The 22,487-nt window shown below is 64.5% G+C and carries 23 protein-coding genes; 4 read left to right on the forward strand and 19 right to left on the reverse strand.

Annotated elements, in window-relative coordinates; all coding sequences use genetic code 11:
• Positions 1-27: 27 nt before the first annotated feature.
• Complete coding sequence (locus tag AYK61_RS11430) at positions 28-963, reverse strand: pirin family protein (protein ID WP_121870887.1); 936 nt, start codon at positions 961-963, stop codon at positions 28-30.
• Between the two features lie 82 nt (positions 964-1,045).
• Entirely contained in the window at positions 1,046-1,387 is a 342-nt protein-coding gene (locus AYK61_RS11435; protein WP_121872679.1) for a GNAT family N-acetyltransferase, read from the reverse strand.
• A 215-nt stretch (positions 1,388-1,602) separates the two neighbouring features.
• On the opposite strand from AYK61_RS11435, the gene AYK61_RS11440 reads away from it, so the two are divergent.
• Both AYK61_RS11440 and AYK61_RS11445 read left to right on the forward strand, forming a co-directional pair.
• Entirely contained in the window at positions 1,603-2,844 is a 1,242-nt protein-coding gene (locus AYK61_RS11440; RefSeq protein WP_121870888.1) for an acetyl-CoA carboxylase biotin carboxylase subunit family protein, read from the forward strand.
• A 41-nt stretch (positions 2,845-2,885) separates the two neighbouring features.
• Positions 2,886-4,892 (forward strand): hypothetical protein, encoded by a 2,007-nt coding sequence (locus AYK61_RS11445; protein ID WP_121872680.1) that lies wholly within the window; start codon positions 2,886-2,888, stop codon positions 4,890-4,892.
• Positions 4,893-4,948: 56 nt separating this feature from the next.
• Here the strand turns inward: AYK61_RS11445 and AYK61_RS11450 are convergent, their stop codons facing one another.
• From AYK61_RS11450 to AYK61_RS11505, 12 genes are all read right to left on the reverse strand, one after another.
• Complete coding sequence (locus AYK61_RS11450; protein WP_121870889.1) at positions 4,949-5,164, reverse strand: DUF2945 domain-containing protein; 216 nt, start codon at positions 5,162-5,164, stop codon at positions 4,949-4,951.
• A gap of 58 nt (positions 5,165-5,222) precedes the next feature.
• A complete protein-coding gene (locus AYK61_RS11455; protein WP_259468014.1) occupies positions 5,223-6,227 on the reverse strand; it encodes an alpha/beta hydrolase family protein in 1,005 nt (334 codons plus the stop codon).
• A gap of 61 nt (positions 6,228-6,288) precedes the next feature.
• Positions 6,289-7,452 (reverse strand): RNA polymerase sigma factor, encoded by a 1,164-nt coding sequence (locus AYK61_RS11460; protein WP_121870890.1) that lies wholly within the window; start codon positions 7,450-7,452, stop codon positions 6,289-6,291.
• A gap of 8 nt (positions 7,453-7,460) precedes the next feature.
• Positions 7,461-7,868 carry a YciI family protein gene (locus AYK61_RS11465; protein ID WP_121870891.1) on the reverse strand — a complete coding sequence of 136 codons (408 nt, stop codon included), beginning with the start codon at positions 7,866-7,868 and terminating at the stop codon, positions 7,461-7,463.
• A 95-nt stretch (positions 7,869-7,963) separates the two neighbouring features.
• A complete protein-coding gene (fbaA, locus tag AYK61_RS11470) occupies positions 7,964-8,986 on the reverse strand; it encodes a class II fructose-bisphosphate aldolase (protein ID WP_121870892.1) in 1,023 nt (340 codons plus the stop codon).
• An 8-nt stretch (positions 8,987-8,994) separates the two neighbouring features.
• Complete coding sequence (locus AYK61_RS11475; RefSeq protein WP_259468015.1) at positions 8,995-10,020, reverse strand: LacI family DNA-binding transcriptional regulator; 1,026 nt, start codon at positions 10,018-10,020, stop codon at positions 8,995-8,997.
• A gap of 54 nt (positions 10,021-10,074) precedes the next feature.
• The gene (locus AYK61_RS11480) at positions 10,075-10,725 is read right to left on the reverse strand and encodes a nucleoside/nucleotide kinase family protein (RefSeq protein ID WP_121870894.1); all 651 of its coding nucleotides are present in this window, start codon (positions 10,723-10,725) and stop codon (positions 10,075-10,077) included.
• Positions 10,715-11,638, reverse strand: coding sequence for a PfkB family carbohydrate kinase (locus AYK61_RS11485; RefSeq protein WP_121870895.1), 924 nt, complete (start codon positions 11,636-11,638; stop codon positions 10,715-10,717). The genes AYK61_RS11480 and AYK61_RS11485 overlap by 11 nt, the downstream gene beginning before the upstream one ends.
• Complete coding sequence (locus AYK61_RS11490) at positions 11,619-12,401, reverse strand: ATP-binding cassette domain-containing protein (protein ID WP_121870896.1); 783 nt, start codon at positions 12,399-12,401, stop codon at positions 11,619-11,621. The genes AYK61_RS11485 and AYK61_RS11490 overlap by 20 nt, the downstream gene beginning before the upstream one ends.
• Positions 12,398-13,387, reverse strand: a complete 990-nt coding sequence (locus tag AYK61_RS11495; RefSeq protein WP_121870897.1) for an ABC transporter permease — start codon at positions 13,385-13,387, stop codon at positions 12,398-12,400. The genes AYK61_RS11490 and AYK61_RS11495 overlap by 4 nt, the downstream gene beginning before the upstream one ends.
• Positions 13,388-13,421: 34 nt before the next feature.
• Entirely contained in the window at positions 13,422-14,420 is a 999-nt protein-coding gene (locus AYK61_RS11500) for a substrate-binding domain-containing protein (protein ID WP_121872682.1), read from the reverse strand.
• A 478-nt stretch (positions 14,421-14,898) separates the two neighbouring features.
• Positions 14,899-15,894: a YihY/virulence factor BrkB family protein gene (locus tag AYK61_RS11505; protein ID WP_183130241.1), complete on the reverse strand. Its 996-nt coding sequence runs from the start codon at positions 15,892-15,894 to the stop codon at positions 14,899-14,901.
• Between the two features lie 146 nt (positions 15,895-16,040).
• Between AYK61_RS11505 and AYK61_RS11510 the strand changes: the two genes are divergently transcribed.
• Both AYK61_RS11510 and AYK61_RS11515 read left to right on the forward strand, forming a co-directional pair.
• On the forward strand, positions 16,041-16,211 hold the full coding sequence (locus tag AYK61_RS11510; RefSeq protein ID WP_121870898.1) for a CsbD family protein: 171 nt from the start codon (positions 16,041-16,043) through the stop codon (positions 16,209-16,211).
• Positions 16,212-16,403: 192 nt separating this feature from the next.
• Positions 16,404-17,123: a GAF and ANTAR domain-containing protein gene (locus AYK61_RS11515; protein ID WP_121870899.1), complete on the forward strand. Its 720-nt coding sequence runs from the start codon at positions 16,404-16,406 to the stop codon at positions 17,121-17,123.
• A 123-nt stretch (positions 17,124-17,246) separates the two neighbouring features.
• Here the strand turns inward: AYK61_RS11515 and AYK61_RS11520 are convergent, their stop codons facing one another.
• The 5 genes from AYK61_RS11520 to AYK61_RS11540 all read right to left on the reverse strand — a co-directional run bounded on the left by AYK61_RS11520 (position 17,247) and on the right by AYK61_RS11540 (position 22,443).
• Positions 17,247-18,041 (reverse strand): DNA-formamidopyrimidine glycosylase family protein, encoded by a 795-nt coding sequence (locus AYK61_RS11520; protein ID WP_121870900.1) that lies wholly within the window; start codon positions 18,039-18,041, stop codon positions 17,247-17,249.
• Between the two features lie 46 nt (positions 18,042-18,087).
• Positions 18,088-19,104, reverse strand: coding sequence for a zinc-binding dehydrogenase (locus tag AYK61_RS11525; RefSeq protein WP_121870901.1), 1,017 nt, complete (start codon positions 19,102-19,104; stop codon positions 18,088-18,090).
• The gene (phnE, locus tag AYK61_RS11530; protein ID WP_397485467.1) at positions 19,080-20,564 is read right to left on the reverse strand and encodes a phosphonate ABC transporter, permease protein PhnE; all 1,485 of its coding nucleotides are present in this window, start codon (positions 20,562-20,564) and stop codon (positions 19,080-19,082) included. Before phnE ends, AYK61_RS11525 begins: the two co-directional genes overlap by 25 nt.
• A gap of 104 nt (positions 20,565-20,668) precedes the next feature.
• On the reverse strand, positions 20,669-21,475 hold the full coding sequence (gene phnC, locus AYK61_RS11535; RefSeq protein WP_183130242.1) for a phosphonate ABC transporter ATP-binding protein: 807 nt from the start codon (positions 21,473-21,475) through the stop codon (positions 20,669-20,671).
• A complete protein-coding gene (locus AYK61_RS11540; protein WP_121870903.1) occupies positions 21,475-22,443 on the reverse strand; it encodes a phosphate/phosphite/phosphonate ABC transporter substrate-binding protein in 969 nt (322 codons plus the stop codon). Before AYK61_RS11540 ends, phnC begins: the two co-directional genes overlap by 1 nt.
• Positions 22,444-22,487: the final 44 nt, after the last annotated feature.

The following is a 22,487-nucleotide window of genomic DNA, read 5'->3' on the forward strand; positions in this document are numbered from 1 at the left end:
CAGGAGATCGTTGCACGGCAGGCGGGATCATTCGACGGGTACGCCGAGCCGCCCGGCCTGGTAGTCCTCGAACGCCTGCAGCACTTCGGACTTGGTGTTCATGACGAACGGGCCTGCCATCGCGACGGGTTCCCGAATCGGCTTGCCGCCCAGAACGAACACCTCGAGCGACTCCCCCACCGCAGACGCGGACATGTCGATCGTGTCGCCGCGGCCGAACAGAGCCGTCTGCCCCATCCGGATCGGACGCTTCTCCGCGCCCACCGTGCCCTCACCCGCCAGAACGTAGACGAGTGCGTTGAATTCACGATTCCACGGCAGCGTCAGCGCCGCGCCCGGTGCGATCGTGCTGTGCGAGAGCGCAATCGGGGTGTAGGTCGAACCCGGTCCCTGCAGCCCCGCGATCTCGCCGGCAATGACGCGGACCAATGCACCCCCGTCAGGGCTCGACGCCAAGGCCACCTTGCTCCCGGTGATGTCCTGATAGCGCGGGTGCGCCATCTTGTTCTCGCGCGGCAGATTGACCCAGAGCTGAACTCCGTGGAACAACCCGCCGGACATCACCAGATGCTCCGGCGGAGCCTCGATGTGCAGAATGCCACCGCCTGCCGTCATCCACTGGGTGTCGCCACCGCTGATGATTCCGCCGCCGCCGTGAGAGTCCTTGTGCTCCATGATGCCGTCGATCATGTAGGTCACCGTCTCGAACCCGCGGTGCGGATGCCACGGCGTCCCCTTCGGCTCACCGGGCGCGTAGTTCACCTCACCCATCTGATCCATGTGAATGAACGGATCGAGAGACGACATGTCCAGTCCGGCGAACGCTCTGCGGACCGGAAAGCCTTCCCCTTCGTATCCCGTCGGTGCCGTCGTGACGGACCGGACCGGCCGAGGCACGGCGGTGGCGTCGGGCATGGAGATTCGGGGCAAGGCGAGGATGTTGTCGACCGTCACTGCGGGCATGGGCGTCCCTTTCGGCAATGTAGTTGACTCTGCAACTACTCTATCGACCTCAACCCGACGGTGTTCGACGGTATTCCCGCCGTCAGCCCTGCCGGTCGGCCAGCCACTGCCGGATCTCGTCGGTGGGCTGCTCGACGATGTCGTCGAATTCCGAGTGCTTGCCGACGAAGGCCGCGACCAACTCGCAGATCGGAACTATCCGCTTGGCGTCGGCGCGGGTGGCGTCGAGTGCCTGCTGCACGAGAACCGTTGCCAGACCACGTCCGCCGTAGGCTGCGTCGACCTCGGTGTGGAAGAAGACACGTCGGCCGTGTTCGTCGTCGACGAACTCGGTGAAGCCGACCTGCGAACCCTCCACCGAGACAGTGAAACGGTCCGCCTGTCGGGAGATCTCGACCTCGGCACCGGTTTTGTCGACCGTCATTCCGCACTCCTCGTTTCCGGTGGGCGCGCGCCGCACCTCGTTGTTCACGATCGTGCACGATCGGCGGAAATCTGTCGATCGTGATCGATACCGAACGCCTGCGTACGGCGGGTCCGTGATCCACCGTCACGGACAGGGTGACGAGTGACCGACAGGGCCTCTGTACGGTGGAGCGAAGGACCTCGACCGATGAATCATCTAGGGGAAGGAACTTCATGGCTCAGCCAGACAGGCTGGAGAAAGACCCGAACAACGGTTTCGTGGCCCTGCTGGGCTGGAGTTTGGCCGCAGTGGAAGCACTGGACAAGTTCGATCGGCGCTACGTCGTCGTCGCCCCCGAATGGGCCGAGGCGTACTGCACCGAGCACGACATTCCTTACCTCCCGTGGAACTTCGAGCGACTCAACGATCGCTCACTGGAAATCGCCGAGACCCTCAAGGCAAAGGGCGTCGACGTCGCGATACCGCTCTACGAGGAGACGGTCGAGTGGGCCGGTGCCATCAACTCGGTGCTGCTGGGCAACCCTCGGCTGTTCGGGCAGGCGATGCTGCTGCGCGACAAGGCGCTGATGAAGCGTCGAGCGCAGTTGGGCGGCATCCGCGTCGGCATCTTCGAGGAGGCTCACGACCGCGAGGACGTCATTCGATTCCTCCGCCGCGTCAATCAGACACTGCTCAAGCTCGACGGCGATCCGAACGACCCCATTCACCTCAAGGCGTTCGACAAGGCAGGATGCCTGGGTCATCGAGTCATTCGTACACCCGACGAGGTCGACTCCATCCCGGACGAGGAATTCCCGGTGCTGATGGAATCGCACCTGGACGGGTGGGAGTTCGCCGTCGAAGCGTGGATCCACAACGGCAAGATCAAGTTCCTCAACATCTCCGAGTACGTCACGCTCGGCTATTCGGTGTTCGTCCCTGCCACACCGGAACTGGAGAAGTACCGCGAGCAGATCACGGTGCAGATCGAGAAGCTGATCAAGACCTTCGACATCGAGTTCGGTTTCATTCACCCCGAATACTTCGTCACCAGCGACGGTGAAATGTACTTCGGCGAAGTGGCTTACCGCCCACCGGGTTTCAAGGTGTTCGAGCTCCTCGAGCGGGCCTACGGATTCAACGCCTACCAGGGCCTGGCGTTGGCGTTCGACCCGAAGACCACCGAGGAGGAGATCGACGCCTTCTTCCCGAAAGAGGTCGTCGATGCAACCGGTGTGGCCGGATGTTTCGGTGTCTATCCACGACGCCGTGTCGTCAGCCATCTGCAAATTCCGGAGGAGACGACCGGGCACGACTACTACGAGACCAACGATCTGTCCGCACCGGTCGAGGAAACCGTCACCAAGAGAACAGCGTTCGGCACCCACTGGGGACTGCTGTACTTCTTCGGCGAGGATTCCTATGTCATGCGTGACTTGCTGAAGCATCAGGAAGAACTGGACTTCTACGTGTGAAACAGCAACTCGGGGACGACACCAACCCACCGTCGCAGACGATGCACGAGCCTGCACCGACGAACGCGACTACCGCCGTGGACAAAGCGTTGGCATCACGGTTGGCGCAACTGGACCATGCGGTGCACGCCTTGGCCGATGCACCTGAGTTCAGCAAGAACACCAAGGTGCGACGAGTTCTGGATGGTGTGCATCGAGTCCTGTTGCAGCCCGGCGGTTGCGGTGCAATTCGCGAACGCGCCGAGGTGCTCGAGAAGGCGGGGCTGTTCGCGGGCACCGATTGGGCGCAGCCGGACATTCTCGTTCCAGGGTTCGTGGGGCCCAGCTTGCGCAGCGGCAACGACGACACCTTCGTGCTCGAGGCGACCAGCGAACTGCGCATGATCGCCATCGTCGCGGGCGAGTACGAGCATGCTGCGGTGACCGCCGAGGATGCCCGCCGGTTCCTTTCCCAGGTTCTGGCGGTGAATCTCGACGTTCTGTTCACACCGCCGTCCGAGTCGGAGCGAGTTCGATTGGGTCGCACTGCGCATCTGATCCGTGATCTGTTCGGGTACGTGGCTGGGCAGATCGGCTACGACAGTGTGCTCGACGAATTGGTGGAGGAAATCTGGCGGATTCTACGGCAGCGTCCGATTCAGGTGGACACCATCAAGGCCATGGTCACCCGCATCGCGATCTATCGTGACGATCCGACCGTCGACCTCGGCACGTCCGGGCAGGGCCTGGATCGGTTGATCACGGCGCTGTTCGGCACAACCGATGCATGCCGCGAGGATCCGGGCGTCGAGGTGTACCGGTCTCGGCTCGAGGCGATGGACGTCGAGGCGTTGCAGTTCGAGGCCCGCGGATTCGCGCGAGCCATGCACGATACCGGGCTGGTCTCTCCGTACCACGCGACGCTGACGCAGTATCTCGTCGACCATTACTCGTACGTTCTGCCCGAAGCGCTCGGTCTGTCCGATACCGGCCGGACCTGCCTGACGCGGTATCCGGAACTGGTCCATCGCCTCATCGAAGAAACGGTGTTCCCCGAAACTGCGCAGTGCCTCTACGGACTGGCGTTGCTCCTCGATCGCGGGATTCTGCATCAGCCGCCGATCGTGCCGTCCCTGTGGCGGCAGATGTCGCTGAAACTCGCTCCGGCGGTGCGGGAACGACTGATCACCACGTTCGGGCCGGTCCCCTCTCCCGAGTCACGCTTGCTCGGGGGTCTGCTCTCGATGCTCGGGCAGCCCCTCGGCGTCGGCCAGGGAGACAACCCGACGTGTCAGTCGGCCCGGGCATTGTCGATGTGGGCCTACAACGATCCCGACTACCTGCTGCAGATGGTGGTGTGGGCGGCACGTGACGAGGAGATCGTCATGCATTTCGAGGGGCAGTCGATCTCGTCGACCGAGAGCGTCAGCGGCGTCGCCACGTCCGATCCGGTGGACCTCGATCCCGCGTCGCTGTTGCTGGTTCCGCACCTCGATCGCATCTACGCCGAGATGGTGCGACGGTGCGCCGATCGTCCCGGTGATCCGCACCGCTGGGTCAACCCCGAGTTCCACGGGTGGTGGTCGGCGCGCGAGTTCCACATCGACGTCGATGTCGCGACCGGCAATCTCGTCGACCTGGACGCCTTTCTGCGGCAGTTCCACGCGGCGTACCATCCGGAGTACAACGGGCACCAGCCGTTGATCCATCCCCAACCGGCGGGGGTGGCCGTAACCGACAGTGCCGCACGCTATGTGGGGTGGCACGCCATCACGATCCTGCGCGTCGCCCCCGATCCCGACGGCGTCATGCGGGTGTATTTCTTCAACCCGAACAACGACAGCGGGCAGGACTGGGGCGACGGCGTCGTGGTGGGTACGGCCGGCAACGGCGAACGCGCGGGCGAAGGTTCGCTTCCGTTCGACCAGTTCGCCTCACGGCTCTACATCTTCCACACCGATCCGCTCGAGAACGGCGAGCCCGAGAGAATTCCGGCCGAGGACATCGAGCGGATTCGGGGCTACATCGAACGGAGTTGGGGCGCAGAACGTTCGGTGCCTCAGGCCTGAGATCTTCCGATGCGCCTCCAGTCCACGGATCGGAGGCGCATCGCAGGTCCGCGTGGTCAGTCCTTCTTGTCGAGCGCGTCCGGCTTGTGCACTGCGTCCTTGCCCGACTTGTCACTCTCGACGCGGTACTGCGGGTCGTCTTTCGACGCCTTCACGGTACGGCCTGCAGCTTCGGTCTCGGAGGTGATCTTCTCCACCACCTCGCCCTCGGTCGTGGTTCCGTGGGTCTGCCATTCGACCTTGTCGCCCTTGTGCAATTCGTCTTTCGACATGTTCGGGTGGTCCTTTCTCCGGTGTGAACCCTGCTTACCCGCCGGAGTCTCGTTGCAATCAGCTGGTTCCCAGGGCCGGTGCCAATGTGGTGTACCAGGCCTCGCGCAGCTGATCCTCGAACAGCGGCCAGGTGTGCGCGCCCTCCTCGCGCATGGACACCGTTGCCGGTACGTCGGCTCGGCGCAGAGCGTCGACGAAGATCGACGTGCAGTGATTGACCATTGCTTCGACCGCCATGCCGCCGAACGGCGGGATCGCGCCGTCGGGAATGCGATCCACCGGTCCCGGGAGTCCGCGGGACGAGCTGACGTACACCGCGGTTCCGCGTAGCCGCTCGACGTTGAGCGACGGGTCGTGGTCGCGCCATCCCTGGCTGCCCGGTAGCCCCCACATATTGAAGGGATTGTTGAGCCCGCCGGCGATCATCGCCGAGATACCTGCGGTGGCAAGCGGGTTGGACGGGGCCGGGCATCCGCTGAAGGATGCGGCCGCGTCGAACACGTCCGGGGCCTGGATCGCGAGGTCGAGTGCGGGACCCCCACTCATCGACAGCCCGGCCACGCCGCGCCTGCCGGTCGATCCGTAAGCTGCGTCGACGGCGGCAGGCAATTCGCGGCTGAGGTAGGTCTGCCACATGTTGCTGCCGAGCACCGGATCCGTTGTCTGCCAGTCGGTGTAGAAGCTGAAGCGGCCGCCGATCGGAGCCACGACGGTGACCTTCTTGTCGAGGAAGAACTTCTCGACGCCGGAATTGTTGAGCCACCCGACGCCGTCCTCGTTGCCGAGCGCACCGTTGAGCAGCACGAGAGTGGGCGCGGGACCACCCTCGGGGGAATGCAGCACCTCATTGGAGATGACGCGATTCATGGACGGGGAGAACACGTTCAGCACAGCTCGGGTCGCCGACACCTGATGGATGCCGATGGCTCCCGCAGCCGCGTCGGCCGATCCCGAGTTCCCCGGCAGCGCCTGCGCCGACGTTCCGGTCATCAGCATCGACGCCACTGCGGCGGCGGTCACCACCGCAGCGGATCGAGTTCGCTTCTTTCTCTTCTGTCCCACACGCAACATCAGCACCACACGAGGGTCGCACGAATTCCGCTTTCTACCGCTAACGATCGGGTTACGAAACCGATCGGTCCGTTGGTTGGTCGGTAGAGCGGATTCGCGCGGCCTGCATCGTCAGATGGTGCCGCTCGGGAATCGACGACGCCTTCTCCGCTGCCTGCGCATACAACTCGGCGGCACACTGCAGATCACCGGCCTTCTCGTACAGGTACGCGGCCGCCGCCGTGTGCCGCGGGACGGCCGGATCGACCTCGCCCAGTGCTACAAGCCCCGCCGTTGGACCCTCGGCCTCCCCGATCGCCACCGCTCGGTTGAGTCGCACCACGGAACTGTCTGTGAGAGCGAGCAACTCGTCGTACCACTCGACGATCTGCGGCCAGTCGGTCTCCTCCACACAGCTCGCATCGGCGTGTAGAGCGGCGATGGCCGCCTGCGCCTGAAACTCACCCAACCGATCCCGGGCGAGCGCAGCCTGCAGAATCCGCACGCCCTCCGCTATCAGCGCTGTGTCCCAACGAGATCGGTCCTGCTCCGCGAGAGGGATGACGTGACCGTCGGGCCCCGTCCTGGCCGAACGCCGTGCGTGGTGCAGCAGCATCAGCGCCAACAGCCCGGCCGTTTCCTCGTCGTCGGACAGCCCGGCCAACTGCCGGGTCAACCGAATCGCCTCGGCCGCCAGATCGACGTTCCCGGTGTACCCCTCGTTGAAGACGAGATACAGCACCCGTCGCACCGTCCCCACATCACCGGGGGCGTCGAATCGCACGTCGCGCACCGTGCGTTTGGCTCGGCTAATGCGTTGCGCCATGGTCTTCTCCGGCACCAGATACGCCTGCGCGATCTGCCGCGTCGTCAATCCCCCGACGGCACGCAGCGTCAGTGCCACCGCCGCCGCCGGACCGAGCGAGGGATGCGCGCACAGGAAGAACAACTGCAACGTGTCGTCGACGCCGCCCACACTGCCGGGATCCGGCTGGGCAGCGACTCGATCCTCACGGGCTCGTCGCGCCTTCTCGGAGCGTTGCGCGTCCAGAAATTTTCGCCACGCGACGGTCACCAGCCAACCCTTCGGATCGGCCGGCGCTTCGGCGACCCACGTGGAGGTCGCCTCGAGCATCGCCTCCGCTGCGGCGTCCTCGGCCGACGCGAAGTCGGCTCCGCGGTGGACGAGGACGCCGATCACGGCGGGTGTCAGTGCCCGCAGCACCCGGGGGTCCATGGCGATCGTCAGTCGGCGATGGTGGGATGAGCCTCCATGAACGGACGCAGCTCGAGCCACTCGTGAATGGGCTCCCCGCCGGCCCCGGGCGCAGCCGACAACTGTCCGGCCAATTCCAACGCTCGATCGTACGAATCGACGTCGATGATCATCCAGCCTGCGATGAGATCCTTGGTCTCGGCGAACGGACCGTCGGTGACCGGTGGCTTGCCCTCACCGCCGGAGCTGACCCAGGTTCCCTCGGGGGCAAGGGCCTGGGCGTCGACGAACTCACCGGTGGCTTCGAGCTCGGCGGCGAAATCCTGCATGAACTGGATGTGGTCGCGCACCTCCGCAGGGGTCCACCGGTCCATCGGGACGTTGTTGATCGGCTCCGGAGCGCCGCGGTAGTGCTTGAGCATGAGGTACTTGGCCATGGTGTCTCCTGACGTTCGATGCGGCCATTCTTGCCGCATTCGACCCTGGGACGGAACCGGTCCGCAGATTTCGACACACTCGGCGAAGTGAATTCTCAGCGCATCGTGCGCCCGGCCGAGCCCAGCGTCTGTGTCGCCTCGACCACCCGAGCCGCCATCGCCGTCTCGGCCGGCTTGCCCCAGGATCGGGGGTCGTACGCCTTCTTGTTTCCGTACTCGCCGTCGACCTTGAGGACCTGGTCGTACTTGCCGATCATGTGACCGGCGATGGATCTGGTGAACGCGTACTGGGTGTCGGTATCGATGTTCATCTTGATCACCCCGCTGGCGACGGCGGAGGCGATGTCTTCAGCGCTCGATCCCGATCCGCCGTGGAACACCAGATCGAAGGGCTTGTCCTTACCGGTCTCGGCTCCGAGGACGGACTGGATCTCGTCGAGGATCTCGGGTCGTAGGTGCACCGAGTCGGGGTTGTAGACGCCGTGCACGTTGCCGAAGGTCAAGGCTGTCATGTAGCGACCGTGCTCCCCCGCGCCGAGCGCAGCGATGGTGGCGCGCGCGTCGTCGACCGTCGAGTACAGCTGTTCGTTGATCTCGTGCGACACCCCGTCCTCCTCGCCGCCGATCACTCCCACTTCGATTTCCAGGATCGTGTTCGCCTCCATCGACAGATCGAGCAATTCGCGTGCGATACGCAGGTTCTCGTCCAGCGGCACAGCCGAACCGTCCCACATGTGCGATTGGTACAGCGGGTCGAGCCCGCGGCCGCGTCGTTCGATCGCGTCGGCCAGCAGGGGCCGAACCCAGTCGTCCAGATTCTCGGCGGGGCAGTGATCGGTGTGCAGCGCCACCGAGATCGAATAGTGTTGCGCCACTTCGTGGGCGTACTGCGCGAGAGCCTTGGAGCCGGCGAAGCGGTTCTGCACGGCGTTGCCGGACAGATAGAGCGCGGTACCGACCGACACCTGAATGATCCCGTCACTCTCGGCTTCGGCGAATCCCTGAAGGGCTGCGTTGAGTGTCTGCGATCCGGTGACGTTGATCGACGGGTAGGCGAACCCACCTTCCTTGGCGCGATCCAGCATGGCGGCATACTGGTCCGGACTGGCAATCGGCATGAGCTGTCCTATCTTTCGGGTGCGGCCGGCATGTCGGCTCGAGGTGCAGTGCAGCCGCAGGAATTTCGGTGGGTGAAGGTGGTCGGTACTCGGATCGATCGGGGCTCGTCCTCGTGCCCCTCGATGCGCCGGAGAACCAGGTCGGCTGCGGTTCGGCCGATCGTCTGCACGTCCTGAGCCGCCGCTGTGAGCCGGGGCTCGAACAGATCCGACCACTCGAAGTCGTCGTAGCAGACGAAGGCGAGGTCGGCGGGAATCGACAAACCCAGGCCGCGAACCGCTTTCAGCGATCCGATGGTCATCGAATTGTTCATCGACACCAGAGCCGACGGCCGATCAGGACCCGACATGAGCTCACGCACCCGAGACTCGGCCACCTCGACGTTGGACCGACCGTCGAGAATCAGTCGAGGATCGAGTTCTACTCCTCGATCCGCCAGTGCGCGGGTATAGCCATCGAATCGCTCTGTCGTGGAGGAGATCCCTTCGATGCCGCGGACGATCGCGATGCGTCGATGTCCGGCGTCGAGGAGGTGAGTCGTGAGCTCGTACGCCGACGCGTCGTTCTCCGGACCCACCTGATCACAGGAGACGTCCAGCATCCGGTCGATCAACACCAGAGGCGTTCCACTGCGCACGATCTCGGGAATCGTCGAGAATTCGGAGCCCGCCGCGGGCGCGAGAATCATGCCGTCGACCTGACGGTCCAGCAACGAGTCCGTCACCCTGCGCTCGGACCGCGGCTCGTCGTGCGAATCACCGAGGATCAGCACGTATCCGGCCTCGGACAACCGCTCCTCGACGGCATGGACCAGGCTGCCGAAGTACGGGTTGGTGAGCGCGGCGATGGACAGTCCCACGGTGTGAGTCCGACCTGCCGCGAGCGATCGAGCGACGACGTTGCGGCGGTACCCGATCTCGACAATCGCCGCGTCGACGCGTTGCCGGGTGGCGGGGTTGACGTTGCGTGTTCCGTTGAGCACGTGCGAGACGGTCGAAACCGATACCCCTGCCAGGCGTGCGACATCGTCCATAGTGGGCATATCAGTCGGCCCAGCGCTGTCGGGTCTCGTGGCTCTGCGGAATCGTCATGTCAGCCGAAGGATTCGATCGGCGCGGCGTGCGGTCGACCCGATCAATTCTGCGTTGCGTTCGTCCGATCCCAGTGCCCAGAACTCCGCGTCCTCGTGCGACTTTCCGTAGGCCTCGTGCCTGGCCACCAGCCGCTCGTGCCGAACCCTCGTGTGTGGAGCCAGAAACCAGACCTCATCGATCATCGCCCGCGCCGCCGGCCACGCGTCGGACTCCATCAGCAGGTAGTTGCCCTCGGTGATGACCAGGGGGACAGTCGACGGGACCGGGATCGAGGAACCGATCGACTCCTCGATCTCTCGGCGGAATCTCGGCGCGTACACGATGGGACCACCGGGCTGCTGATCGTGAACGGCCGCGATCAACCGCGAGTAACCACCGTCGTCGAACGTGTCGTGGGCACCCTTGCGATCGAGCCGGCCCAGCTCGATCAACACCTCGTTGGCGAGGTGGAATCCGTCCATCGGAACCAGCACCGCGAGCTCCGGCCCGAGCGCATCGACGAGTTGCTGTGCCACAGTCGACTTTCCGGCACCCGGCGCACCGGTCAGGCCGAGTATCCGCCGCTCACCGGGTACGGCCAGCGTTCGCGCCAGCTCCACGAGTTCGGGGAGGGTGGCTTCCTGTACGTCCTGGTCAATGCTCACCGTTGTCGCTTTCGAGTCCGCGGATGGAAAGTTCGTGTAGCCACGCTCTGGGGCCGATCACCGAGCAGCGCAGTGCGGCAACGTGAGCCGACCTGTCGATGCGCTCGGAAAGCGAGCCTGGCTGCGTGGAGTAGTAGGCATACGCGCCGTGGAACGCATCCCCGGCACCCAGAGTATCGACCACTGCAACCGGCTCCACATCGACCGATCCCGACGAACCCTCGGACCACCACTCGACCGGCTCGCCGCCGTGGGTGGTGACGACGGTACGCACACCGGATGCAACGAGGTCCGCGGCAGTCGTAGCCGTGTCCGAGGTCCCGGGGGCGCGAAAGTCCGCCGAGCACACCATGTCCGTGGCGTGCGGAATCAACTCGCTCATCACCGGTTTCCAGCGACCGGCGTCTACGACCAACGTGGTAACCCGCGCCGCCGCATGTTCCGCGGCGGCGCAGGCGATCAGGGGGTGGTGCCCGTCGACCAGAACGACGTCGGCACCGGCAACGACGGCCTCGAGATCCTCCGGCGGCGAGGCGTCGGAATTCACGGCGTCGGCCGATACGACCGATCGGTCGCCGGTCGCTTCGATCACCGTCACCGCCGAGACGGGCACGGACCTGGTGGAGCCCTCGGCGGCGTCGATCACCCGCACTCCGAAAGCCGCCAGGTCGGCCTTGACCAGCGCTGCCACCGGATCGTCTCCGAGCGCGGTGACGAGCACTGCCGTTCCACCCAGCGCGGCGAACGTCACTGCCGCGTTGGCAGCAGGACCTCCCGCCGCGACGAACTGTGCGCTCGAGGTGATCTTCTGGTTGGGTGCCGGCGCTGCCGACACTCGATGGATGACGTCGAGTGTCGCCAGCCCGACGAAAACACCGACCGGACTTGTCGATTCAGACGCCGGCGCGTTCATCGTCGGTCGGCTCCTCCGCGCCGGTCATGAGCGCGACGACCTCGGACATGGTGCGGTTCTTCGGATTCACGACGCCCGCCCGCTTTCCGAGGCGGTGGATGTGAATCCGGTCGGCGACCTCGAACACGTGCGGCATGTCGTGGCTGATGAGCACCACCGGTATGCCCCGGTCGCGGATCGTGCGAATCAGATCGATCACCATGCCCGACTCCCGCACACCCAGTGCGGCAGTCGGCTCGTCCATGATGATCACTCCGCGTCCGAACGCTGCTGCCCGCGCTACGGCCACACCCTGACGTTGACCGCCGGAGAGCGTCTCGACGGCCTGATTGACCGACTTGATACCGATCTTCAAGTCCTGCAAATGCTTCGAGGACTCCTCCCGCATCCTCGGCATGTCCAGACGCCGAAAGAGACTGCCGCTGAGCCCCTTGCGCTTGATCTCCCGTCCGAGATACACGTTCGACGCGATGTCGAGGGCCGGAATGACGGCCAGGTCCTGATAGACGGTCTCGATGCCGGCCGCGCGTGCATCCCGGGTGTTCTTGAACGACACCGGCGATCCGTTCATCAGGATCTCACCCGAATCCGGAATCACGGCACCGGCCAAAGCCTTGATGAGACTGGACTTTCCGGCACCGTTGTCGCCGATCACCGCCAGCACCTCGCCGGCCCGCAACTCGAAATCTGCACCGTTGATGGCCGTCACGCTGCCGTAGGTCTTGACCAGACCACGCGCTTCCAGAGCGAGGGGGGCATTCACTGTGACCTCCTACGTGCGAATTGATCGACGGCCACCGCGACGATGACGAGAATGCCGGTCGCGATGTTCTGGTACAGACTGTCGACGCCTGCCTGGGTGAGTCCGTTGCGCAGAACACCGACGATCAGTGTTCCGACCAGAGTGCCGATGACGGTGCCGCGTCCACCGAACAGACTGGTTCCACCGATGACCACCGCGGTGATCGACTCGAGGTTCGCATTCTGATACGCGTTCGGATCGGCGTTGGGGATCCGTCCGAGCGCTGCCCACGCCGCGATCGCCGCGATGACTCCCGTAGCGATGTACACCGAGAACAGCACGCGACCGGACTTGATGCCGGAGCGATCCGAAGCCTGCGGGCTACCGCCGACCGCGTAAATGTGCCTGCCCCATGAGGTTTGGGACAACGCATACCACATCACGGCATACACCAGCAGCATCACCACCACGCCGTACGTCGTGGAGAAGCTACCGATCTTGAACGAGTTGCCCAACAGCGTCAGCGGCCCGCTCGGCACCTGGTACGTCTCGGAGCCGGCCAGCAACCTGGTGGCCGCCTGGATCGCGGTGAACGTGCCGAGTGTGACGATGAACGGTGGAAGTCGCAGAACCGTCACCAATCCGCCGTTGATCGCACCGAACGCAACGCAGACGGCAAGCGTCGAACCCAGTGCGACCACCGGACCGTTCGCGCCGGCCGACTGCGCCATCACGATCGAACCCATCACCGCCACCGCGCCGATCGACAGATCGATACCGGAGGTGAGGATGATCAGCGTCTGGCCGACGGCCAGAATGCCGACGACCACCGACTGCTGCAGGATCAGAGAAACGTTCTGCGGGTTGAGAAACGAGCTCGAGATCGAGCTGAAGACGATGACGGCGATGAGGAGCGCGGCCATCGGCCCGAGCAGCGGTTCACGCAGAATGGTCCCCACGTTGAACCGGCTCGGAGTCTTGGGCTCGGCTGCGGTATCGGTACTCACGAATCAGATCCCTGTGTTCGCCGGTGCGTCGCGATCAGCCCCAGCAATTCTCTTCGCCCCATGCGGTGTCCTGCGAATCGATTCCGTCGACGGGCTGGTCGGTGACCAACTGCGAGCCGGTGTCGTTGAAGCCGCTGGGCTTGGTGCCGTCCTCGGCGAACTTCACCACTGCATCGACGCCCTGCTCTGCCATCTTTGCCGGGAACTGCAGCACCGTCGCGCCGATGACGCCGGACTTGACGTTCGCGATGCCGGTGCAGCTGCCGTCGATCGAGCCGATGGTGATCTGATCGGCGCGGCCTGCAGACTGAATCGCCTGGTACGCACCCGCTGCTGCGGGCTCGTTGATCGTGTAGAGCGCATTGACGCCCGGCGCGCGCTGCAGCAGGTTCTCCATGGCGGTCTGCGCCTTGGTCTGATCGCCGTTGGTGTTCTCCTGGCCGACGATCTCCGGCGAACTGTCGGTCAGGCCCATGCCCTCGAGGAACCCGTCGTGACGGAAGGTGTCGACCGTGCCGCCCGCGGTGCCGTCGAGCATGATGACCTGGGGTGCGGTGGTTCCGAGCGTGCCCTTGACCCATTCGCCCTGGCTCACTCCGGCAGCCTTGTTGTCGGTGGCGAACGTGGCGTCGACCGCGTCCTCGGGGTCGGTTGCGGTGTCGAGGGCGATGACGACGACACCGGCGTCACGTGCCTTCTCGATCGCGTCCAGGACTCCGGTGGACGAGTTCGGGGTGATCAGAATTCCCTTCACACCCTGGCCGACCAGGTTCTCGATCGCCGCGACCTGGCCCTCGTTGTCACCGTCGAATGCACCGGCCAGAGCCACCAGCTCGGCTCCGCTGGAATCCGCCTGCGCCTGCGCTGCCTCGCGCAGCTTCACGAAGTACGGATTGGAATCCGTCTTGGTGATGAGCCCGACCTTGACGCTGTCCGAATCCGAACTGCTGCAGGCGGTCAGTCCGAGCACGAGCGAACCGGCCATGAGCGCGGTTCCGATCGTCAGCGCGGACTTCCGACGGTGATTGAACATGTGGACTCCCTTGTCCCCGGCCACGCGGTCGCGTCGCTCGATTGCAGGAGCCTAAGACCGATACAAGCGCTTGCGCATGCGCTTTCGCCGAAACAAACCAGGATTCTTTTTCACCGACCGGTCAGCCGGTTCGTGACGGGGGTCACGCAATCCTCAGTCGCGGCACCGCCCTGGCCTTCTCCGCCCCCAGTCCCCGCAAACGCGCGCGCACTTGCCATCCGCGCGCGAAATAGTGCCCGACGGGCTGGCGAATCCACGCGCACCTGACGAACGCGCGCGCGTTTGCCCCGCCCCGATCTTTCAGCGAACCGACCGACCCCAACACGTCCCCCTGACCGTTACCCACTCGCGGAGAAGCCAGCACACCCCCAGCCCTCGCAAACGCGCGCGCACTTGCCATCCGCGCGCAAAATAGTGCCCGACGGGCTGGCGAATCCGCGCGCACCTGACGAATGCGCGCGCGTTTGCGCCGCCCCGATCACTCGGCTTCCTTACTCGGAGAGCCCTCCCCCGTCACGGAATCCGGTTCCTCGTATGTGACGGTGATGTCCTGGAATCCCTTGTTACGCTGCGCTTCTGCCTGCCCGGTGTAAGAGTTCTTGTCACCCTCGGTGAGCTCGACGTTGTCGGTGAACGGAGTCAGCAGTGCCCGGGGATGCAGGTGGTCGACGCGCACGGCATTGATTTCGATGCACAGCACGATCAGCACCGACGAGACGTAGAGAAAACCGAGCAGGCCGAGGACGATCGCGAAGATCCCGTTGCTGGCGCTGGCATTGCCGACGACATAGCGAATGTAGATGCCGCCGAACGATTGCAGCGCCTGCCAGATCACCGCGGCGATCGCAGCGCCGGGCAGAACCTCGCGCACGCTCAGGGTGCGAGCGGTTCCGATTCGGAACGCAGCGGTGAAGACCACCGCGTTGACCACGACCGCTCCGACGAGTGCCAGTGCACCGCCGGCAAAGCCGAACACGCCCGAGGACGCGACGCCGTTGAGAACGGTCAGGCCGATGATGGCGGTGCCGACGGTACTGAGCAGCACCAGCCCGCGCAGCCGACCCTTGATCGGATCCGGTTGTTCGTTTCGCGGGACGGACCATGCGGTGTTCATCGCGTACTGCGCGGCCAGTGACACTCCGAGTCCGCCGTAGAGCGACCCCACCACGCCGATGACGATGGCGGTTGTTCCGCCGCTGAGTCGATCCGGCTGACCGAGTTGATCACCGATGACCGGGATCTGACTCATTGCCGAATCGATGATGCGGGTCTGCAGTTCCGGGTCGCCGGCCAGCACGATTCCCAACACGGTGGTGAAGAGCAGCAACAACGGAAACAACGAGAGGAACGAGTAGTACGCGATGAGAGCCGCGAGATACCCACCTCTGTCGTCGAGAAATTTGTACACGACCGCGAGCGGAAAACCCGCCGACGGGTGCCTGCGCTGAAAGCTGTCCACCTTGCCGACCACCATCGATCGAATGTATCCGCCACGACGCTGCTGGAAACGTCGCCCGAGTGCGCATCCGGTGTGACTCAGATCTCAACGACTCGGCGTGCGCTTTTCGGTTCGAGCTTCGACCAATCTCTGACACCGCACGAAACGAGAAAGGGACTCACATGAGCTTCATCGACAAGGCCAAGAACGCAGCAGAAGACGCTATCGGCAAGGCCAAGGAAGTTGTCGGCGAGGCCACCGACAACAAGGACCTCGAGGCCGAGGGTAAGAAGGACCAGGGTTCGGCAGGCGTGAAGAAGGTCGGCGAGAACATCAAGGACACCTTCAAGTAATTCGCATTCCGGTGAGGGCCGTCGATCAGGTGATCGGCGGCCCTCACGCTGTTCGACGAACAACCCCTCGGCGGAGGCGTATACAGTGCACAACGCTGGCTGTACGGCCGGTACGGGCGTCCAGCAAAAGGCGCATGATCGTGGATCTCTCCGGCGAACGACGGCAGGGGTCCTGTGCGAGAGGACCGTGTGATGTCGCGACCATCGACCGATGTACACCTTCCCGGAACGTCCCCTGCATCCTCGCTCGCCGAATTCGCGCGATCCCTGCGCGATACCCGTCGGTCGGTGCCCGAGACGATGAGCGAAATTCTGCGCACCGCCATCCGGCTCATCCCGGGGGCAACCGTCGGCTGCATCACCACTGTGAGCAAGGGTGTTCGCACCGTCGTAGCGTCCACCGACCCCCTCGCGGAAAAGCTGTGTCGACTGCAGTACGAGCTCGACGAGGGCCCGATTCCCACCGAGGTTCGCCACTTCGACGTCGTCGTATCGCACGACCTCACAGCAGAGCCGAGATGGCCGGAGTTCGCGGTTCTGGCCGTGAACGAGGGATTCAAGTCCTTGGCGGCGTTTCAGCTCTACAGCAATGCCGATGACCTCGGTGCGTTGATTTTCTACAGCGATGAGCAGGCGGCCTTCGACACCGACGCGGTCGCGATCGGCGAAGCCCTCGCAGCGCATGCCGCCATCGCAATGCTCAGTGCCCGCGACGACGAGCAGTTCCGGACAGGTCTGGCCAGTCGCGACCTGATCGGTCAGGCCAAGGGAATGATCATGGAGCGCTACGATCTCGATGCAGTCCAGGCGTTCGAGCTGCTCGCGAAGCTGTCGCAGCAACAGAATCAGCCTTTGCGCCAGGTGGCTCAGGACCTGATCGACACCGATCACCCGACGAACTCGACCTTCTGACGACCCGACGGGGTTTCGATTCGCAGCTCACGAGGAATGGCTGTCAGTGGTATCGGCAGGCAACACGCGGTACCCGCGGGCGGTTATGTCGTTGAGACAACAGCGATCGACCGCTCGTCGCTACTACTCTGGTTGACAGCTCGGACACCACCACGTTCGACGCTTGTCCGGGTCACCGTCCACTTCGGCGACCACCCGAATCGACGTTCCACACCGCAGGCACGGTTGTCCGGCACGACCGGCGACCCAGTGCGCACGGCCCCGGCGAGTGTCCCCCGTGGTCACCTGCATCGCACCCGGAACTGTCGCCGAATGACGCATCGCTCGCTCGAGCAACGCAACCAAACGCTGGGCGTCGACATCACCCGACGGCGTCCACGGCCACAGCCCGCGCAGAAAGCAGAGCTCGTTGGCCCACAGATTTCCTGGCCCGGCGATCACCCGTTGGTCCAGCAACGTCGCAATGATCGGCCGCCTTCCCTGGGCGGCGATGTTGGCAACACCGCGCTCGGCGTCGAACGCCGGATGCAGCGGGTCCGGTCCGAGATGCGCGATCAGCGCGTTCATGTCCGGCGTGTATCCGTAGTCGACGACCGGCAGCAGAATTCCGTAGGCGGTTGGCCCGTCGACCACGGCGAGCCGGACCCGCACGTCGGGTCGGACCCGCTGCGGAATCGACCGACCGGCCCGCACCACCGTCCACGATCCGCTCATCCGCAGATGCGTGTGCACCGTCGTGTCGTCATCGAAATCGGTGAGCAGATGCTTGCCGTGGGTCCGATGGGCGACGACAATTCGCCCGGCAAGATTCTCCACTGCGTGCGCGGGCACCTGCAGCGTTCCGGCGCGCAACGATGCGCCGTCCAATGCTCGACGCAACCTCGCGGCCAATACGAACACGGTGTCACCTTCGGGCATATAGGGGTGTATCCCGGCTACGGAAAACGCAATCCAATTGCGCTCTTCACGGAGCGACCGACGACCGAAGAATTCCCGACGGCGTCGGCCGCAACACCGATGCGAGTTCGGCCAGGGGCACCGGCGCCTCGACGAGGGATTCCCACGGATACTTCTCACCGGTGTCGCGTAGGAAGGCAACGGCCTGATGGAGGTGCCGCGGCTCGTAGTTGTGGATGCCGGTGACGGTCAACCAATTCCGCACGACCGCTTCTGGGTCGACGGTGATCGGCGGACCTGGCGCGACCGAACCGGCGAGCACGAGCCGTCCGCCGATGTCGAGCCTGCCCAATGCGGCCTGCACTGCCGACGACGATCCGGAGAAGTCGATCGCCACATCCGTCTGTGCACCGTCGTCCTCATCGGCACCGAATGCACGACAGAGCCGTTGCCTTTCGGGGTCTCGATCGAGTACGCGGACCGTTGCTCCTCGCTCGGCTCCCGCTGCAGCGGCAGTGATCCCCAGCATTCCTGCACCCACGATCAGCACCCTCTTGCTCTCGAGTGCACCTGCCGCATCGAGAGCAGCCATGACCGTGGCCGTCGCACACGCAGCAGGCGCGGCGACGGCGTCGGGCATGGAGTGCGGAACCCGGGCTACCGCGGTTCCATGCGGAAGGACGATGTGCCGGGCGTAGGAACCACTGAGCGTCCATGCGCTCGTAGCCGATTCGTGCCCCACCTTGCGCACAGCCGAACACTTGGCAGTGAACCCGGAGATACATCGGTCGCACCGACCACAGGACACGGTGACCGACCAGACGATCCGATCCCCCACTGCTGCAATGGACGTGGCATCGCCGACGGCGACGACGTGGCCCACGGCCTCGTGACCGAGTACCGATGGGCACGCTCCGTTCCGTCGACCCGACACCGTATGCAAGTCGCTACCGCACACCGTCGCCAGATCGACTCGCACCAGCAGATCTTCCGGCTCGAGGGTAGGAATCTCGATGTCCCACATGTCGATCCCGTCGCCGGTCCAGACAGCGGCCCGTGTCAGACCAACATTGACCTGATCCATCCGGAGATCCTTTCCACGATGTACACGACGACGAAGATGACGAGAACGATGGCACCGGCGACGTCGAAGTTCAGGGTACGAATCGACTCGAAGAGCAGGAAGCCTATACCGCCTGCACCGACGATCCCCAGGATGGTGGAGGTACGAATGTTCACGTCGAGCAGATACAAGCTCGAGCCAACCATCGACGGAATGGCCTGAGGAACAACGGCACTCAGCGTCCGATTCCACCAACCGCCACCGACCGACGCCACAGCTTCGAGGGGACCGGGATCGATCTCCTCGATCGCGTCGGCGACGAGTTTGCCGAGGAATCCGACGGATCCTATGGCCAGTGCGCACGTTCCCGCCACCGGGCCCAGTCCGAGCGCTGCGACGAACACGACGGCCAGGATGAGTTCGGGGACGGCGCGAACCAGCAGGATCCACGATCTCGCGATCCAGTACACCGAGGGATGCGGAGTTGCGTTGCGCGCGGCCAGGACTCCGACGGGTATCGACAATACGATACCGATTGCGGTGGCCACGACTCCGATGGCGACGGTCTGTACGGCGGCGTCGAACAGGTCCGCTCCCAGCGCAGAGAAGTCAGGTGGGACCATTCGCCCGAACACCTCGATCGACGGCCCGATCCACGTCAGCAGCGAGCGTGGATCCAATTCGAGAACCACGAACGACGCCACGATCGCGAGGACGAGCACGGCCGACGCCCCGATTCGCATCAATCGATCGCGCTGCGGGCCCGCCGCGGACGGCACCAGCAACATGCGACGAAGAGCCATCGCTGCCAGTTCCATCGCGGCGATGATCACCAGGATCACCAGCACGATTCCGAGGGCACGCGGGTAGATCAGGCCCCGCAGGGCGTCCTGCAGCGCGAAACCGATACCGCCTGCCCCGACGAAGCCGAGCACCACCGACATGCGCAGGTTGATGTCGATTCGATAGACGAAGGCTCCGATCCACGCCGGAACGACCTGCGGAACAACGGCGTTGATCATTTCCCTGTAGTAGCCCGCCCCAGCGGCACGGAGGGCCTCTCGTGGTCCGACATCGGTCTCTTCGATGGCGTCGGCGAACAGCTTGCCCAGCATACCGATGGAATGCAGTGCGAGGGCGAGGATTCCGGGTAGCACACCGATTCCCAACGCCCTGACGAACAGCACTGCGAACAGCAGGTCCGGCATCGCCCGGCAGAACGTGATGACGGCGCGAGCGATGCTGTAGAGGACCGGATGCGGCGAGGTGTTGCGCGCCGCGAGAAACGCCAACGGTACCGAGACGATCGCTGCGAGCACGGTGCCCAGTACTGCCATGAGCAAGGTGTCGAGTGCGAGGGAGACGATCCTGCCGGTGTCGTCGACGCGAGGCGGCAGCATCCGCTCGAGCAGGTTGCCGACATCCTCGAGACCGTCGATCAACGTCGTCGGCGCGAAGTCGATGTACCCCGCCGAGAGCATTGTGAGAACGAGCGCGGCGACGCCCAGCGCCGGGAACAGCCATCGTCGTCGCCGCGGATCGTTCTGTGTAGCAGCGTTTGCGGGCTTCGGTTCGACGGTGACAGTCATGTCGGTGCCACCGTGGTTCTGTTCCCGGGGTCGGGCGCGATCCGCTGATAGATCGGCATGATGTCCTCGCGCTGAAGACCAGCGGCCGGGCGATCGAGCACCACCCGACCGTCTCGTAGACCCACGAGGCGGTGCGCCCAGCCGAGCGCGAGATCGACCTGGTGCAGGGTGCACACCACGGTCAGCTTCTCCTCGCTGCACACTCGCTGCAACAGATCCATCACCACGCCCGCGTTCTCGGGATCGAGGGACGCAACGGGCTCGTCGGCGAGCACGATCCGCGGACGCTGCATCAGGGTGCGTGCGATCGCCACCCGTTGTTGCTGCCCGCCCGACAGTGTGTCGGCGCGCCGTTCGGCGAAGTCCGCCAACCCGACTCGGTCGAGGCACGCCCGCGCTTCCTCGCGCATCGCTTTCGGGTAGGTGGCTGCGCCGTAGCGCGGAATCGACAGGCGGCCGATACCTCCGACGAGTACGTTCTCGAGGCAGCTCAACCGGCCCACGAGGTTGAAGTGTTGAAAGATGAAGCCGACATCTCGGCGCAGTTCGCGTACCCGGCGCCGGTTCGCGAGGTCGACGCGAATGTCGAGGGCGGTGACGCTACCCGAGGTGACGGGATGCAGGCCGTTGATGCACCGCAACAGCGTCGACTTGCCGGAGCCGGAAAGCCCGAGCAGAACCAACATCTCGCTGTGGTGGACATCGAGATTCACGTCCTTGAGCGCGGTGGTGGATCCGAACGTCTTGGTGACGTTGCGAACGCTGACCACCATATCGCCTCGGTCCATCGGTGCGGACATCATCAGCCCTGGCACTTCTCGGAGCCGGTGACCTCGCACACGGTGCGCACGCCGTCGTAGTCGCTGTCCTGCGCCGGGACGACGCCCCAGGCGTCCTCGTCGGTGATGCGGCATTCCTCGGCGCAGATGCCGTCGGCGACGAAGGCATCCGAGTTCATGCCCTCGCTGAAGACGTCTTCGAGCTTGGCGATGGCGTCGGCACCGAGTTCGTTGTTGGCCGCGAAGAGCGAGCCGGCGATCATCTCGGACTTCCACACCGTCTTGAGCTCACCCGGTGCGAGTTCGCCGTTGTCGATCATCGTCCGGTCGACCATGGTGTCGAAGGCGAATCCGGCGTCGCAGTCTCCGGCCTTGACTGCAAGTGCCGATGCATCGTGACCGCCGGCGTAGATCGGACTCATGGCGGCGGAGATGTCGGCCTCGGAACCGGAGGAAATGACGTTGTCCTCGATGAGTCCCGCTGTCGGGTAGAGGAATCCGGAAGTGGAGCTCGGGTCGACGAAGCAGACCTTCTTGCCTGCGTAGTCGGCGAGACCGTTCACGGTTGCATTGTCCGAACGAGCGATTCCGTACGACTGGTAGCCGGGAGGAGTTCCTTCGTCCTGGACGACGGCACCCAGTGGTGTCATGTCCGCACCGTTGATGCCCGCGACAACGTAGGCGAAGGGTCCGAAGAACGCGATGTCGACGTTGCCGGCGATCAGGCCCTCGACCACACCGGCGTAGTCCGAGGCCTGGACGAACTCGACGCTCGCTCCGGTCTCGTTCTCCAGCCGTTCGATGACGGGGTCGTAGCTGGCCTTCAGGTCGGTGGAGTTCTCGGCGGGAATTGCAGCGAGCGTGATGGTTTCGGGGAAACCTTGCTCGGTGGTGGCTCCGTCGGAGGAGCTCGAACAACCGGCTGCGACCAGAGCCGCAGCAGAGAGCATGGCCGCGGCGGTTCCGGCACGACGGCGAGAGGTGGTGATCATGGCGTGGTTTCCGTTCGGGGTGTGGTGGATGTTCAGGACAGAGC

It is taken from the genome of Rhodococcus sp. SBT000017 (genome assembly GCF_003688915.1).
In the GTDB taxonomy this organism is placed as follows: Bacteria; Actinomycetota; Actinomycetes; order Mycobacteriales; family Mycobacteriaceae; genus Rhodococcoides.

Excerpts from the sequence above, each read along its gene's own strand:
- AYK61_RS11485 (WP_121870895.1), bottom strand. The coding sequence starts at position 11,638 with ATGAACGCGCCGGCGTCTGAATCGACAAGTCCGGTCGGTGTTTTCGTC.
- fbaA (WP_121870892.1), bottom strand. The coding sequence starts at position 8,986 with ATGCCGATTGCCAGTCCGGACCAGTATGCCGCCATGCTGGATCGCGCC.
- AYK61_RS11475 (WP_259468015.1), bottom strand. The coding sequence starts at position 10,020 with ATGGACGATGTCGCACGCCTGGCAGGGGTATCGGTTTCGACCGTCTCG.
- AYK61_RS11435 (WP_121872679.1), bottom strand. The coding sequence starts at position 1,387 with ATGACGGTCGACAAAACCGGTGCCGAGGTCGAGATCTCCCGACAGGCG.
- AYK61_RS11500 (WP_121872682.1), bottom strand. The coding sequence starts at position 14,420 with ATGTTCAATCACCGTCGGAAGTCCGCGCTGACGATCGGAACCGCGCTC.
- AYK61_RS11515 (WP_121870899.1), top strand. The coding sequence starts at position 16,404 with ATGTCGCGACCATCGACCGATGTACACCTTCCCGGAACGTCCCCTGCA.
- AYK61_RS11460 (WP_121870890.1), bottom strand. The coding sequence starts at position 7,452 with ATGGACCCCCGGGTGCTGCGGGCACTGACACCCGCCGTGATCGGCGTC.
- AYK61_RS11540 (WP_121870903.1), bottom strand. The coding sequence starts at position 22,443 with ATGATCACCACCTCTCGCCGTCGTGCCGGAACCGCCGCGGCCATGCTC.
- AYK61_RS11505 (WP_183130241.1), bottom strand. The coding sequence starts at position 15,894 with ATGGTGGTCGGCAAGGTGGACAGCTTTCAGCGCAGGCACCCGTCGGCG.
- AYK61_RS11445 (WP_121872680.1), top strand. The coding sequence starts at position 2,886 with ATGCACGAGCCTGCACCGACGAACGCGACTACCGCCGTGGACAAAGCG.
- AYK61_RS11510 (WP_121870898.1), top strand. The coding sequence starts at position 16,041 with ATGAGCTTCATCGACAAGGCCAAGAACGCAGCAGAAGACGCTATCGGC.
- phnC (WP_183130242.1), bottom strand. The coding sequence starts at position 21,475 with ATGATGTCCGCACCGATGGACCGAGGCGATATGGTGGTCAGCGTTCGC.
- AYK61_RS11430 (WP_121870887.1), bottom strand. The coding sequence starts at position 963 with ATGCCCGCAGTGACGGTCGACAACATCCTCGCCTTGCCCCGAATCTCC.
- phnE (WP_397485467.1), bottom strand. The coding sequence starts at position 20,564 with ATGCTCTCGGCGGGGTACATCGACTTCGCGCCGACGACGTTGATCGAC.
- AYK61_RS11520 (WP_121870900.1), bottom strand. The coding sequence starts at position 18,041 with ATGCCCGAAGGTGACACCGTGTTCGTATTGGCCGCGAGGTTGCGTCGA.
- AYK61_RS11465 (WP_121870891.1), bottom strand. The coding sequence starts at position 7,868 with ATGGCCAAGTACCTCATGCTCAAGCACTACCGCGGCGCTCCGGAGCCG.
- AYK61_RS11525 (WP_121870901.1), bottom strand. The coding sequence starts at position 19,104 with ATGGATCAGGTCAATGTTGGTCTGACACGGGCCGCTGTCTGGACCGGC.
- AYK61_RS11440 (WP_121870888.1), top strand. The coding sequence starts at position 1,603 with ATGGCTCAGCCAGACAGGCTGGAGAAAGACCCGAACAACGGTTTCGTG.
- AYK61_RS11450 (WP_121870889.1), bottom strand. The coding sequence starts at position 5,164 with ATGTCGAAAGACGAATTGCACAAGGGCGACAAGGTCGAATGGCAGACC.